2 protein-coding genes (1 of these 2 running past the window's edge) are annotated in these 16,641 nt (G+C 63.7%); both read left to right on the top strand.

Annotated features, from left to right (window positions below):
* Complete coding sequence (locus ACIPZE_RS05450; protein WP_400771845.1) at positions 1-13,011, top strand: amino acid adenylation domain-containing protein; 13,011 nt, start codon at positions 1-3, stop codon at positions 13,009-13,011.
* Positions 13,008-16,641, top strand: the 5' end (the start) of a protein-coding gene (locus ACIPZE_RS05455; protein ID WP_400771846.1) for a non-ribosomal peptide synthase/polyketide synthase. The gene runs 14,210 nt beyond the window's last position; 3,634 of the gene's 17,844 nt are visible here — the first part of the coding sequence; the start codon lies at positions 13,008-13,010; the stop codon falls past the right edge of the window. Before ACIPZE_RS05450 ends, ACIPZE_RS05455 begins: the two co-directional genes overlap by 4 nt.

The raw sequence follows: 16,641 nt of genomic DNA on the forward strand, positions 1-16,641 counted from the left end.
ATGCATTTCAGCGAACTGATGGCTGTTATTTCCACCCATGCGATCCGCCTTCAACAGGAAGATGAAGACCTGGTCATTCTGGGCAGCGACGACGCGCTGGACGACGCGTTGTGGGACAGCCTCTCGGCGCACAAGGCGCAACTGCTGGAACTGGTCGCCAAACACGGCGGCGACTGGCTGAGCCCGGCCTTTCGCATCACCCCGGACATGCTGCCGCTGGTGCAGCTCAATCAAGACACCCTTGACCGCATCGTCGCCACGGTGCCGGGTGGCGCCGCCAACGTGCAGGATATTTATCCGTTGTCGGCGTTGCAGGAAGGCATGCTTTATCACCATCTCTCGGCCGTTGCCGGCGATCCCTACATCTCTCAGGCGCGCTTCGTGTTCGACAGCCCGCAACGGCTGGAGGCTTTTGCCGAGGCGTTGCGCTGGGTGGTCAAGCGCCACGACATCCTGCGCACCTCGTTCGTCTGGGAGTCCCTCGACGAAGCGGTGCAAGTGGTCTGGCGCGAGGCGCCGTTGGTGTGTGAAGACATCAGCGTCGACAGCGACCGCGATGTGCTTACGCAGTTGCTGGAACGTCACGACCCGCAGCACTTGCGCCTCAACCTGCAGCAAGCACCGCTGCTGCGCATGGTCTACGCGCTGGATCCCGCTCAGGACCGCGTGGTCGCACTGTTGCTGTTTCATCACATGATCATGGATCACGTGGCGCTGGATGTGCTGCGCCGGGAAATCCAGGCCTTCCTGCTCGGGCAGACCGCGCAAGTGCCTGCGCCGGTGCCGTATCGCGATCACCTGGCGATGGCGCGCCGGGCCGGCAACGAGCAGGCGCAGGAAGCGTTTTTCCGCGAGATGCTCGCCGACATCGACGAACCGACGCTACCGTGTGGTTTGCAGGATGTGCAGGGCGACGGCCACGCCATCGAGGAAGCCGCGTTGCTGCTCGACAGTCGCTTGGGCCGGCAGTTGCGCGAGCAGGCGCGGCAGCTCGGCGTGAGCGTCGCGAGCCTGACGCATCTGGCGCTGGCGCGCGTGCTGGGGCAATTGTCCGGGCGCACGGCGGTGGTGTTCGGCACTGTGCTGCTCGGGCGGATGGACGCAGGCGAGGGCGGCGAACAAGCGCTGGGAATGTTCATCAACACCTTGCCGCTGCGCGTTGATGTCGGCGAGCAAAGCGTGCGTGCCGGCGTGCTGGCGACCCATCGGCGCCTGACCGCGTTGCTGGCGCACGAGCAAGCTTCGCTGGCCCTGGCGCAACGCTGCAGCGCCGTGGAGGTGCCGGCGCCGCTGTTCAGCGCGATCCTCAATTACCGGCACAGCAGCGTCGAAGAAGTCGCGGACGTGGTCGACATCGCCCCCGGTGTGCAGGTGCTCGGCGCCCGCGAGCGCACCAACTATCCGCTGACCATCAACATCGATGACCTCGGCGTGGATTTGCGCATCACCGCGCTGGCAGATGCGGCGCTGGGTGCTGAGCGCATGGCGAGCTATCTGAACACGGCGCTGGAGAGTTTGGCGGCGGCCCTGCAATCCAGCGCCGATGTGCCGCTGCAAACGCTGAAAATCCTCCCGGCCAGCGAACGCGAACACCTGCTGCACGACAGCAATTTGCCGCTGGCGCAGTTCCCTGAAACCCCGCTGATCCACCAGCAATTCGAAGCCCATGCACAGTCCCGGCCTGACGCCACAGCATTGATGTTCGAAGGGCAGACGCTCAGCTACGGCGAACTCAACCGTCGCGCCAATCAGGTCGCCCACCATTTGCTGGCGCTGAACATACGCCCTGACGACCGCGTCGCCATCTGCGTCGAACGCGGCCCGCAAATGATCATCGGCCTGCTCGGCGTACTCAAGGCCGGCGCTGGTTATGTGCCGATCGATCCGGCTTATCCGCTCGACAGAATCACTTTCACCATGCAGGACAGCGTCCCGGTGGCGGTACTCATGCAGGCGGCGACGCGCGATCGCCTGGCCGATCTCGACGTGCCGCAGATCGACCTCGACAGCGGCCAGCTCAAGGCCGAACTCGACAGCAATCCGCAGATCCCCGAACTGACCCCGACGCATCTGGCGTACGTGATCTACACCTCCGGCTCCACCGGTTTGCCCAAAGGCGTGATGGTCGAGCACCGCAACGTGGCGCGGCTGTTCTCCGCCACCCATGACGGGTTCCAGTTCAACCAGCAGGACACCTGGGCGCTGTTCCATTCCTTCGCCTTCGACTTTTCGGTGTGGGAAATCTGGGGCGCGCTGGCGTTCGGCGGGCAATTGCTGCTGGTCCCGCAAGCCATCAGCCGCGCGCCCGACGAATGCTACGCATTGCTCTGCCAAACCGGCGTGACCGTGCTCAACCAGACGCCGAGCGCGTTCCGCCAACTGATCGCCGCGCAGGGTCGCAGTCAGTTGCAGCATTCCCTGCGCGAAGTGATTTTCGGTGGCGAAGCCTTGGAGCCGGGCTTGCTCAAACCGTGGTATGCGCGGGTTGGCAACGCCGGCACACGGCTGGTGAACATGTACGGCATCACCGAAACCACGGTGCACGTGACCTATCGGCCGCTGCAAGCCGCCGATGCGCAATTGCTTGGCGTCAGCCCGATAGGCGTGCGCATTCCCGACCTGCAACTGTATGTCCTCGATGCGCAGCGTGAACCGGTGCCGGTCGGCGTGATTGGCGAGTTGTACGTCGGCGGCGCCGGGGTCGCGCGCGGTTATCTGAATCGCGCAGCGCTGACGGCCGAACGCTTTATCAATGATCCGTTCAGTGAAGACGCCGAGGCACGTTTGTATAAAACCGGCGACCTCGCACGCTGGGCCGCTGACGGCAGCCTCGAATACCTGGGCCGCAATGACGATCAGGTGAAAATTCGCGGTTTCCGCATCGAACTGGGCGAGATCGAGGCACGGCTGTCCGCTTGCGCAGGTGTGCGCGAAGCCGTGGTAATCGCTCGTGAGGACAGCCCCGGTGATCAGCGTCTGGTCGCTTATTGGCTGGCCGACGCAGGTGCGGCGCCGGACGTGGCGCAATTGCGCGATCAATTGCTGGTTTCGCTGGCGGAATACATGGTGCCGAGCGCTTTCGTCCGTCTGGACGCTTTGCCGCTGACCAGCAACGGCAAGCTCGACCGCAAAGCCCTGCCTGCGCCGGACAGCGAGGCCTTCGCCCGGCGCGGTTTCGAAGCGCCGGTCGGTGCCGTGGAAAACCTGATCGCCGGGCTCTGGCAGACGTTGCTCGGTGTCGAACAGGTCGGCCGCCATGACAACTTCTTCGAACTTGGCGGTCATTCGCTGCTGGCGGTGAAGCTGATCGAGCGCATGCGCCAACAGGATCTGCATTGCGACGTGCGTGTGCTGTTCGGTCAGCCGAGTGTGGCGGCGCTGGCGGCAACCTTGGGCAGCGAACGCGCGATTATCGTCCCGCAAAACCGTATCGAACCGGGTTGCACGCGCATTACCCCGGCCATGTTGCCGCTGGCCAATCTCGATCAGGCCGCTATCGACCGTGTCGTCGCCAGCGTTCCGGACGGCATCGCCAATGTGCAGGACATCTATGGCCTGGCGCCGTTGCAGGCGGGGATTCTCTATCACCATCTGGCAACCCGCGCCGGTGATCCGTATGTGTTGCAGGCGCAATTTGCCTTCGACGGTCTGGCGCAAATCAAAACCTTCGTTCGCGCCTTGAACGGCGTGATCGCACGCCATGACATTCTGCGCACCGGCATCGTCTGGGAAGGCCTGGAAGAGGCGGTGCAAGTGGTCTGGCGCAAGGCGCCACTGGCGCTGGAACGCGTCGATGCCGACGAACTCGACGGCGACGTGCTGGAGCAGATGCAGACGCGTTTCGATCCACGCCACTATCGCCTCGACCTCAATCGCGCGCCGCTGATGCGTTTCGCCTACACCGAAGATCAGCCAAACAAGCGCTGGATCGGCATGCTCCTGCTGCACCACATCGTCCTCGATCACACGGCGCTGGAAGTGCTGATCGCGGAAATGAACGACGTCATGCTCGGTCGCAGCAGCGACCTGCCGCCGGCGGTGCAATACCGCCACTTTGTCGCGCAGGCACGGCTCGGTGTCGATGACCAGGCGCATGAGGTGTTCTTCCGCGAGATGCTCAGCGACATCGACGAACCGACCGTGGCCTTTGGGTTGCAGGACGTGCACGGCGATGGCAGCGATATCCTCGACAGCCAATCAGACCTCGATGCCGACCTTGGCCAACGTCTGCGCGAGCAGGCTCGGCGATTGGGGATCAGCGTCGCCAGCCTGGTGCATCAAGCCTGGGCTCAGGTTCTGGCGCAGGTCTCCGGTCAGCAAGACGTGGTGTTCGGCACGGTGCTGCTCGGGCGCATGCAGGGCGGTGAGGGCGCCGATCGGGCGCTGGGCATGTTCATCAACACCTTGCCGTTACGCGTCAGCGTCGGTGCCGATTCGGTAGAGCATGGCGTGCGTGCCACCCATGCGCGGCTGGCGCAGTTGCTCGGCCATGAGCAGGCGTCGCTGGCGCTGGCCCAGCGTTGCAGCGGTGTTGCCGGTTCGCAGGCGCTGTTCAGCACCTTGCTCAACTACCGTCACAGTGCGCCGGAGTCGGCCGCTGTCACCTGGGACGGCGTGCAGATTCTCAGCTCGCGCGAGCGCAGCAATTATCCGCTGGTGGTCAGTGTCGATGACCTCGGCGAAGGTTTCCGTTTGAGCGTGCAAGCCGTGCCGCAAGTGGACGGCGCGCGGGTCTGCGATTACTTGCAAACCGCCTTGCACAGTCTGGTCACGGCGCTGGAATACACGCCGACGACGCCATTGCAGCAACTGACGATCGTGTCGCCAAGCGAGCGGCAACGGGTGCTGGTCGGCTTCAACATCAGTGGTCGTGAGTATCCGCCTGCGCAGACAGTGCCGCGCCTCCTTGAAGCGCAAGTCCTGGCGCATCCCGAGGCGTTGGCGGTGGTGCAGGGCGAGCACCAACTGAACTATGGCGAATTGAACAAAAGCGCCAATCGCCTCGCGCATCACTTGATCGGCCTTGGCGTGCAAGCCGATGACCGTGTCGCGCTGTGCCTGCGTCGCGGCCCGGACATGCTCGTTGCGATGCTGGCGATTCTCAAGGCCGGCGCCGGTTACGTGCCGATCGATGCGGAGTATCCGCCAGAGCGCATCGCCTATCTGTTGCAGGACAGCGATCCGGTCGCGGTAGTGGCGCAGGCGTCGACGCGCGACTTGCTCGGCGCTGTTCCGGTGATCGATCTGGACGCCAGCGACTGGCGGCACCTGCCGGACACCAACCCACAACGGCCGGAATTGACCCCGGAAAATCTCGCCTACGTGATCTACACCTCGGGTTCTACCGGGCAACCGAAAGGCGTGATGGTCGAGCACCGCACCCTGGAAAACCTCGTGCACTGGCACGCCGAAGCCTTCGATCTGCACGCCGGCAGCCACACCGCCAGCGTTGCCGGTTGCGGCTTCGACGCCATGGCCTGGGAAGTCTGGCCGGCGCTGTGCGTCGGCGCGACCGTGCATCTGCCACCGTCTTCGATCAAAAACGAACACCTCGATGAACTGCTCGAATGGTGGCGCGCGCAGCCGTTGCAGGTGAGCTTTCTGCCGACCCCGGTGGCCGAATACGCGTTCAGTCGCGGGCTGGGTCATCCGACCCTGCGCACACTGCTGATCGGTGGCGACAAGTTGCGCCAGTTTCCGCGTGCTCAGACCTTCGATGTGATCAACAACTATGGCCCGACCGAAGCCACGGTGGTCGCGACGTCCGCGCGCATCGAAACGGGTCGGGTTCTGCACATTGGCCGGCCGATTGCCAATGCCAAAGTCTATCTGCTGGACCGTCAGCAACAGCCAGTGCCGACCGGTGTGCAGGGCGAGGTGTATGTCGGTGGCGCCGGGGTTGCGCGCGGCTATCTGAATCGCCCGGAACTGACCGCTGCGCAGTTCCTCGACGACCCGTTCAGCGACGAGCCGCACGCGCGGATGTACCGCACGGGTGACCTCGCGCGCTGGCTGGCCGACGGCAATATCGAATACCTGGGGCGCAACGACGATCAGGTGAAACTGCGTGGTGTACGCATTGAGCTGGGTGAAATCGAAGCCGCGCTGAACGCTCATGATTCGGTCCAGGAATGCGTGGTGCTGGTGCGTGACGGACGCTTGGTCGCCTGGTTTACCGAAATCAGATCGGTCGACATCGGCGATCTGCACCGACATCTGCAAGCGCGACTGCCGGACACATTGGTACCGGCCGCGTACGTGCGACTCGATAGCCTGCCGCTGACCGCCCACGGCAAACTCGACCGCAAGGCCTTGCCCGAACCGGATCAGGACGCCTGGCTCAGCCGTGAATATGAGGCGCCGCGAGGCCCGGTCGAAATCGCGTTGGCGCAGATCTGGGCCGACGTCCTCAACATCGAACAGATCGGCCGCCACGACAACTTCTTCGAACTCGGCGGCCATTCGCTGTTGGCGGTGAGCCTGATCGAGCGCATGCGTCAGGTCGGTTTGAGCGCCGATGTGCGCGTGCTGTTCAATCAGCCGAGCCTGGCTGCTTTGGCGCGCGCGTTGGGCAGTGGCCGGGAAATCGAGGTGCCGGACAACCTGATTCCAGCCGGTTGCACGCACATCACCCCCGACATGCTGACGCTGACGACACTCGATCAGGCCAGCATCGAGCGCATCGTCGCCACGGTGCCGGGCGGCGCGGCCAATGTGCAGGATATCTATCCGCTGGCCCCCTTGCAGGAAGGCATTCTTTATCACCACCTCAGTGCTGAACAGGGCGATCCGTACCTGCTGCAATCGCGTCTGGCCTTCGACAGTCTCGAACGGTTACAGACCTTCGCCGAGCACTTGCAGCAGGTCATCGCCCGTCACGACATTCTGCGCACCAGCGTGGTCTGGGAAGGCTTGCCCAGCCCGCAGCAAGTGGTCTGGCGCGAGGCGCAGATGGTCGTCCAGCAAGTGCTGCTGGATGCGCAGGACGGCGACATTCTCGAACAGTTGCACGCACGTTTCGATGCACGGCATTACCGTCTCGATCTGACCCTCGCACCGTTGATCCGCATGGTCTACGCCGAGGATTCGTTGCAACAGCGAGTCGTCGCCATCGTGCTGTTCCATCACTCGATTCTCGACCACACCGCGATGGAGGTGATCGGTCGGGAAATGCACGCGTTGATGTTCGATCAGCTCGACACGCTGACGCCACCGATGCCTTACCGCAACTATGTGGCGCAGGCACGCTTGGGCGCCGACGAGCAGGAACATGAAGCGTTCTTCCGCGAGATGCTCGGCGATATCGACGAGCCGACCTTGCCCTTCGGTCTGCAGGATGTGCAGGGCGACGGGCGTGGCATCGAAGAAGCGCTGCAACCGGTCGATGCCGCGCTCAATCTGCGCCTGCGCGAACAGGCCAGGCAGTTGGGCGTCAGCCCGGCGAGCCTGATGCACATGGCGTGGGCGCAGGTGCTGGGCGTGGTCTCCGGGCGCCGCGACGTGGTCTTCGGCACGGTGCTGATGGGGCGGATGCAGGGCGGCGAGGGCGCCGACCGCACGCTGGGGGTGTTCATCAATACCTTGCCGCTGCGCGTCGATCTCGCTGAAGGTGTGCGCGCCGGGGTGAAAACCGCCCATGCACGGCTGACGGCGCTGCTCGGCCATGAACACGCTTCGTTGGCGCTGGCCCAGCGTTGCACGGCCATGGCCGGTTCGGCGCCGCTGTTCAGCGCTTTGCTCAACTACCGGCACAGCACTGCTGCACAGCAGCCGCGCGACGGCCAAGGCATTTGGCAGGGCGTGCGCATGCTTGGCGGCGAGGAGCGCAGCAATTATCCGCTGACGTTGTCGGTGGATGATCTGGGCGAAGCTTTTGCCCTCAACGTACTCGCGGTCGCCGAGATCGGTGCGCAACGGATCTGCCGTTACATGCACACCGCACTCGAACATCTGGTGACAGCACTGGAACAGGCGCCGCAACGTCCGCTCAACCGCTTGCCGGTGCTTTCGGTGGCGGAATACGAGCATCTGCTGGTGGGCTTCAACCCGCATTGCGCGGCCTATCCGCGTGGCGCAACGATTCAGCGCTTGGTCGAGGTTCAGGCCGAGCAGCAGCCAGATGCGCTGGCAGTGGTTCAGGGCGCTCAGCATCTGACCTACGCCCAGCTCAATCAGCGCGCCAATCGCCTGGCTCATCACTTGCTCGGGCTCGGCGTGCAGCCCGATGACCGTATCGCCGTGTGCCTGCGCCGCAGCCCGGACATGCTCGTCGCGTTGCTGGCGATCCTCAAGGCCGGCGCCGGTTATGTGCCGGTCGACCCGGCGTATCCGGCAGAACGCATCGCCTATCTGTTGCAGGACAGCGCGCCGATGGCGGTGCTGGCGCAGGCTTCAACGGCTGATTTGCTAGGAAGCGTGCCGCTGATTGAACTCGACAATCCGACCTGGCAACAGCTCTCCGAGAGCAATCCGCAATTGCCGACGCTGACCCCGGCGCATCTGGCCTACGTGATCTACACCTCCGGCTCCACCGGCCAGCCAAAAGGCGTGATGGTCGAACACGCGACGCTGGAGAACCTTGTGCACTGGCACTGCGAGGCCTTCGACCTGCGCGCCGGCAGCCACACGTCGAGTGTCGCCGGGTTCGGTTTCGATGCGATGGCGTGGGAAGTCTGGCCGGCGTTGTGCGTGGGCGCGACCCTGCACCTGCCGCCGGAGCCGGTGCGCAACGAACACCTCGACGAGTTGCTGCAATGGTGGCGTGCGCAGCCGTTACAGGTGAGTTTCCTGCCGACGCCGGTTGCCGAATACGCCTTCAGTCGTGACCTCGGTCATCCGACCTTGCGCACGCTGTTGATCGGTGGCGACAAACTGCGGCAGTTCCCCCGTCAGCAGACTTTCACAGTGATCAATAACTACGGCCCGACCGAAGCCACGGTGGTTGCCACCTCCGGCGCGGTCGAGGCCGGGCAAGTGCTGCACATCGGTCGGCCGATGGCCAACGCGAAGATCTACCTGCTCGACGACCAGCAGCGCCCGGTACCGGTCGGCGTAGCGGGCGAGTTGTATGTCGGCGGTGCCGGTGTCGCGCGCGGTTATCTGCATCGCCCCGAGCTGACGGCCGAACGCTTCCTCGACGACCCGTTCAGCGACGAACCGCAGGCGCGCATGTACCGCACCGGCGACCTCGCACGCTGGCTCGCGGATGGTACCGTCGAATACCTGGGGCGCAACGACGATCAGGTCAAACTGCGCGGCGTGCGCGTCGAGCTGGGGGAAATCGAAGCGGCGTTAAGCAGTCACGAGGCCGTGCAGGATTGCGTGGTGCTGGTGCGCGACGGGCAGTTGCTGGCGTGGTTTACCGAACGCCTGAACGTCGACATCGAAGATCTGCGCAAGCATCTGCAAGTGCAGTTGCCACAAGCCTTGGTGCCCTCCGCTTACGTGCGCCTGCCAGCACTGCCGCTGACCGCCAACGGCAAACTCGACCGCAAGGCGTTGCCGGAGCCTGATCAGAACGCCTGGCTGAGCCGCGAATATGCCGCACCGCAAGGTTCGGTGGAAATCGTGCTGGCGCAGATCTGGGCGGACGTCCTCAAGGTCGAACAGGTCGGTCGTCACGATAATTTCTTCGAACTGGGCGGGCATTCCTTGCTGGCGGTGACGCTGATCGAGCGCATGCGGCAGGTCGATCTGAGCACCGACGTGCGTGTGCTGTTCAGCCAACCGACGTTGGCTGCGTTGGCCGCTGCAGTGGGCAGCGGTCGCGAGGTCAGCGTGCCGGACAATCTGATTCCTGCCGATTGCACGCACATCACAGCGGACATGCTGCCGCTGGTGCAACTGGATCAGGCCAGTGTCGAGCGCATCGTTGCGACGGTGCCGGGCGGCGCGGCCAATGTGCAGGACATTTATCCGCTGGCGCCGTTGCAGGAAGGGATTCTGTATCACTACATCACCGCCGAACGCGGCGATCCGTACTTGCTGCACTCGCAATTGGCGTTCGACAGCGTCGAGCGTATGCAACGTTTTATCGAGGCGTTTCAGCGGGTGATCGAGCGTCACGACATACTGCGCACGGGCGTGGCCTGGGAAGGCTTGAGTCAGCCGGTACAGGTGGTCTGGCGTCGGGCGCAACTGTCCGTGCAGGAGGTTGTTCTGGAACCGGTAGACGGCGACGTCAGAGCGCACTTGCAGGATCGTTTCGATGCCCGGCATTACCGGATCGACATCAGCCAGGCGCCGCTTATCCAGTTGATGTACGCGCAGGATCCGCGGCATCAGCGTGTGGTCGCGGTGTTGCTGTTTCACCACGTCGCCCTGGATCACACCGCGTTTGATGTGGTGCGTCAGGAAATGCAGGCGTACTTGCTCGGACAAACCGAACTGCCGAGCGTAGCGATGCCGTACCGCAATTACGTCGCGCAAGCGCTGCTGGGGGTCAGCGAGCAGGAACATGAGGCGTTTTTCCGTGAAATGCTGGCTGACATTGACGAGCCCACGCTACCGTTCGGCTTGCAGGACGTGCAGGGGGATGGCAGCGCTATCGAGGAGTATCGGCTGCAGTTGCCCGATGAATTAAGCCGACGGCTGCGCGCGCAGGCGCGCACGCTCGGTGTCAGTGCGGCCAGTCTGTTTCACCTCGGCTGGGCCCAACTGCTGGCTGGCACGACAGGTCGCCACAGCGTGGTTTTTGGCACCGTACTGGTCGGGCGCCTGCAGGGCGGCGAGGGCGCGGATCGGGCGCTGGGTGTGTTCATCAACACCTTACCGTTGCGGGTCGATGTCGATGGGCAGGGTGTGCGCGCCGCCGTGCGCAACACCCATAAGCGATTGAGCGCATTGCTCGGGCATGAGCATGCCTCGCTGGCGCTGGCGCAACGTTGCAGTGGTGTTGGAACGCCGCTGCCGTTGTTCAGCTCGATGCTCAACTTCCGCCATAGTGACAGACGTGCGCCAAACGAGTTGCTTGAGCAGGCTTGGCAAGGCATCGAGACGCTGAACCATGACGGTCGCACCAATTATCCCTTGACGCTCAATGTAGACGATTTGGGTGACGGCTTCAGCGTGATGGCGCTGACCGAACCCCGGGTGGGTGCTGCGCGGGTTTGCGACATGATGTTGACGACCCTATCGGGATTGGTGACGGCGCTGGAGCAAAACCCGCAGTCAGCGTTGAACCTTCTGCCAATCCTGCCTAAGCAGGAACGCAGGACTCTGTTGTTTGACTTCAACGCAACCAACGTCCAGTACCACCTGGAGCAGACGATCCATGGCTTGTTCGAAGCGCAGGCCAAGCGTTCGCCGCACGCCATTGCAGTGGTCGCCGGCGAACATCGCCTGAGCTATGCCGAGTTGAACCAGCAGGCCAATCGGCTGGCACATCACCTGTGCGCGTTGGGCGTGCAGCCGGATCAACGGGTAGCAATCTGCGTCGAACGCAGCCTGGAGATGGTCATCGGCCTGCTGGCGATCAACAAGGCGGGTGCCGGTTATGTGCCGCTGGATCCGGCCTATCCGCCGGAACGCCTCGCCTACATGCTCGAAGACAGCGCGTCGGCCGTGGTGTTGGTGCACGGGGCGACCCGCGAATTGCTGGGGGATATCAAGGCGGTCGATCTTGACCAGAACACCTGGCAATCCCTGTCCGCCGACAATCCGCAAATCCCGGCGCTGACCCCACAACACACTGCCTACGTGATCTACACCTCCGGCTCGACCGGCCAACCGAAAGGCGTGGTCAACGAGCATGCCGGTGTGGTCAACCGTTTGCTGTGGATGCAGGACGCCTATCGCCTGACGGCTGCCGACACGGTGTTGCAGAAAACCCCGTTCAGCTTCGACGTGTCGGTGTGGGAGTTCTTCTGGCCGTTGATGACCGGTGCACGACTGGTCATGGCACGACCGGACGGGCACAAGGACCCGCAATACCTCGCGCAAGTGATCGAAGCCGAAAACATCACCACGCTGCACTTTGTGCCATCGATGCTCGACGTGTTCCTCGCCAACAGCGACACCGCGCGCTGCAGCGGTCTGCGTCAGGTGATGTGCAGCGGCGAGGCGTTGCCGGGCAGTCTGGTGCGGCGCTTCAAACTGCAATTGCCGTGCAGCGGTTTGCACAACCTGTACGGCCCGACCGAAGCGGCCGTCGATGTCACCGCGTGGGACTGCGCCGGACCGATCGAGCAAACCCCGGACAACACGCCAATCGGCAAACCGATTGCCAACACCCGCATGTACATCCTCGATGCGCAACAGCAACCGGTGCCGCAAGGCGTGATTGGCGAGCTGTACATCGCTGGCGTGCAGGTGGCGCGCGGTTATCTGAACCGGCCTGAGCTGAGTGCCGAACGTTTCCTCGATGATCCTTTCCATCCGAACGGGCGGATGTATCGCACCGGCGACGTCGCCCGCTATCTGGCGGACGGCAACATCGAATACCTGGGACGCAACGATGATCAGGTGAAGATCCGTGGCTTGCGCATTGAACTGGGTGAAATCCAGGCACGCCTGACCCGGATCGACGGCGTGCAGGAGGCTGCGGTGCTGGCGCGTGAAGACGTGCCGGGCGACAAACGCCTGGTCGCGTATTACACCGGTGAGCGGCTGGAAATAGACGTACTGCGCGCCCATCTGCTGGAAAATTTGCCGGACTACATGGTGCCCGCCGTGTTCGTGCATCTCGACGCTTTGCCGCTGAGCCCCAATGGCAAGCTCGACCGCAAGGCGCTGCCGGCGCCGGATCAGCAATCGCTGCAAACACGCGAATACGAAGCCCCGGTCGGCGACGTCGAAATCACCCTCGCACGGCTCTGGGCCGAGCTGCTCAACGTCGAGCGGGTAGGGCGCCACGACCATTTCTTTGAACTGGGTGGTCACTCATTACTGGCGGTCAGTCTGATCGGCCGGTTGCGTCAGGAAGGCATGGAAGCCGACGTCAGGGCGTTGTTCGAACAACCGACCCTGGCTGGCTACGCCGCAATTACCGAAAGAATGGAGATCGTCCTGTGAATGTGCTCGAACTGTTGGCAACCCTGAAGGTAAAAGACATTCAGTTGGCGGTGACCGATGAGCAATTGCGCGTCAATGGCAACAAACAGGCGTTGAGCGACCCAGCGCTGCTGGCGGCCCTGCGCGAGCACAAACCGGCACTGATCGAACTGATCAAGGCCGGCCAGTACTCGGCCAACCGAGCGGGCCAGATCGACGTTCCGGCCAACGGCATTCTTCCCGGCAGTACACACATCACGCCAGCGATGGTGACCCTGGCTGAAGTCGATCAGCCGACCCTTGACCGCTTGATCGCCGATGTACCCGGCGGCGCCGCCAATGTCCAGGATATCTACCCACTGGCGCCGTTGCAGGAAGGCATTCTCTATCACCACGCGAGCAACGAGCAGGGCGATCCGTACGTCATGCAATCGTACTTTGCGTTCAGCAGCCGTGAGCGTTTGCAGGATTTCGCCCAAGCGTTGCAAAAGGTCATCGATCGCCACGACATTTTGCGCACGGCGGTGCATTGGGAAGGGCTGGACGTGCCGCTGCAAGTGGTCTGGCGTCAAGCGCAGTTGCCGGAGGAAGAAGTCGCGGTGGACGACAGCGAACGCGCTGTACTGCAGCAATTGCACGAGCGCTTCGATGCGCGGCATTACCGTCTCGACGTCAAGTACGCACCGATGATGCGACTGGCCTACGCGTGGGATGAGGATGGCCAGCGCGTGGTTGCGACGTTGTTGTTCCATCACATGGCGCTGGATCACTCGGCGCTCGACGTGGTGCGTCACGAACTGCTCGCCTGCCTTACCCGCCAGGATCAATCGCTCGGGCGCCCGGTGCCGTTTCGCAATTACGTGGCGCAAGCGCGGCTGGGCATCAGCGAAGCCGAGCACGAGGCGTTTTTCCGCGAGATGCTCGGTGACATTGCCGAGCCGACGCTGCCGTACGGTTTACAGGACGTGCAGGGCGACGGCCTCGGCATCGCCGAGCTGAGCCTGCCGATCAACCCGCTGCTCGGTCAACGTCTGCGCGCGCAGGCGCGGCAGCTCGGCGTGAGTGCCGCGAGCCTGTTTCATCTGGGTTGGGCGCAGGTATTGGCGGTGCTCACCGGCAAGCACAACGTGGTCTTCGGCACGGTGTTGATGGGGCGCATGCAGGGCGCCGAAGCCACTGAGCGTGCACTGGGGATTTTCATCAACACCTTGCCGTTGCGGGTCGATGTCGATGCGCAGGGCGTGCGTGCGGCGGTGGAGGCGACCCACAAACGCCTGACCACGCTGATGCGCCACGAACACGCGCCACTGGCGTTGGCCCAGCGTTGCAGCGGCGTGGTCGCGCCGACGCCGTTGTTCAGTGCCTTGCTCAATTACCGTCACAGCCACACGGCGGCAACCGCGAGTGCCGAGACCCTCGCCGCGTGGCAAGGCATCAGCACGATCAGCTCCGAAGAACGCACCAACTACCCGCTGACCCTGAGCGTCGATGATTTCGGCGATGCCTTCAGCCTGACGCTGCTGGCGACCACCGAAGTCGATCCACAGCGCCTCTGCGATTACCTGCATTGCGCGCTGGAAAGTCTGGTGCTGGCGCTGGAGCAGGCGCCCGATACCGCGATCAACCAATTGCCGATTCTGCCGGCGGCCGAGCGCGAGCAAGTGTTGTTGGCGTTCAATGCCAGCCACGCCGACTTCCCGGCAACGTTGACCATCGCCCAGCGTTTCGAGGCGCAAGCGGCGCAGCGACCAGAAGCGCTGGCAGCACAGTTTTTGGCTGAGCAACTGAGCTATGGTGAGCTCAACCGGCAGGCCAACGTCTTGGCTCATCATCTGATCGCGCTGGGAGTGAAGCCCGACGATCGCGTCGCCATCGTCGCCCGCCGAGGCCTCGATACGCTGGTCGGGCTGGTGGCGATTCTCAAGGCGGGCGCCGGTTATGTACCGGTCGACCCGGCGCACCCGGCCGAGCGTCTGCACTACTTGCTCAGCGACAGCGCGCCGGTTGCCGTGCTCACCCAGAACACTCTGCGTGAGCGCTTGCCGGCGTTGCAGGTGCCGGTGATCGATCTCGATCCACTGAGCTGGCCGCTCAGCGAAGCCGATGATCCGCACGTCCCGGGCCTGACTGCCGCGCACCTGGCCTACGTGATCTACACCTCCGGTTCCACCGGCCTGCCCAAAGGGGTGATGGTCGAACACCGCACCTTGTCGAATCTGGTCGACTGGCATTGCAGCGCATTTGACCTGTGCGCCGGTCGCCACACTTCAAGTCTTGCCGGCTTCGGTTTCGACGCCATGGCCTGGGAAGTCTGGCCGGCGTTGTGTGCCGGCGCGACCCTGCACCTGGCCCCGACTCACGAGGGCACCGAGGACATCGATGCACTGCTCGACTGGTGGCGCGCGCAGCCGCTGGACGTGAGTTTTCTGCCGACGCCCGTCGCCGAATACGCCTTCAGCCAAAACCTCGAACACCCGACGTTGCGCACGCTGCTGATCGGTGGCGACCGCCTGCGCCAGTTCAGCCGCAATCAGCAATTTGATGTGATCAACAACTACGGCCCGACCGAAGCCACCGTGGTCGCGACCTCTGGTCGAATCGAGGCGGGCGACGCCTTGCACATCGGCAAACCGGTGGCCAACGCCACGGTGTACCTGCTCGATGAACAGCAGCGTCCGGTACCGATTGGCGTCATGGGCGAGTTGTACGTCGGCGGCGCCGGGGTGGCGCGCGGTTATTTGAACCGCGCCGATCTGAGCGCCGAGCGCTTCCTGCATGACCCGTTCAGCCCCGTGCCGAACGCGCGCATGTATCGCACCGGCGACCTCGCACGCTGGCGCGCCGACGGCACCATTGACTACCTGGGGCGTAACGACGATCAGGTGAAAATCCGTGGCGTGCGCATCGAACTCGGCGAAATCGAAACTCGCCTCAATCAGTTGCCCGGCATTCAGGAAGCCGTGCTGCTGGCGCGCGAAGATCAACCCGGGCAGCCGCGCCTGGTGGCCTATTTCACCGAGCAGAGCCAGGTCGAACCGCTGGCCGTGGCCGAGTTGCGCGCGCACTTGCTGACCCAGTTGCCGGAGTACATGGTGCCGGTGGCCTTCGTCCGCCTCGACGCACTGCCGTTGACCGCCAACGGCAAGGTCGACCGCAAGGCGTTGCCGAAACCCGAGCGTACGGCGCTGTTCACCCGCGAATACGAGGCCCCGCACAACGAACTGGAAAGTGCCTTGGCGCAGATCTGGGCGCAGGTGCTGCAAGTCGAGCGAGTCGGTCGTCAGGATCACTTCTTCGAACTCGGTGGCCATTCACTGTTGGCCATGCGCATGGTGTCCCAGGTTCGCCAGCGCCTTGGCGTCGAACTGGCGCTGGGTGATTTGTTTGCCAACGCCGAACTGGCGGCGGTCGCCGAGGCCGTGGCGCAGGCCGGGCGCAGTACGCAACCGGAGATTGTCGCAGTGGCCCGTGACGGCGCCTTGCCGCTGTCATTCGCGCAGCAACGCTTGTGGTTTCTGGCGCAAATGGAGGGCGCCAACACCGCGTACAACATTCCCATCGGCCTGCGTCTGCGCGGCCAACTGAATGAGCCTGCGCTGCAACAAGCCTTGGCGCGCATCGTCGCGCGGCATGAAACCCTGCGCAGCCGTT

Origin of the sequence: Pseudomonas sp. NPDC089741 (assembly GCF_044748825.1) — a bacterium.
GTDB lineage: Bacteria > Pseudomonadota > Gammaproteobacteria > Pseudomonadales > Pseudomonadaceae > Aquipseudomonas > Aquipseudomonas helmanticensis.

Excerpts from the sequence above, each read along its gene's own strand:
- ACIPZE_RS05450 (WP_400771845.1), top strand. The coding sequence starts at position 1 with ATGCATTTCAGCGAACTGATGGCTGTTATTTCCACCCATGCGATCCGC.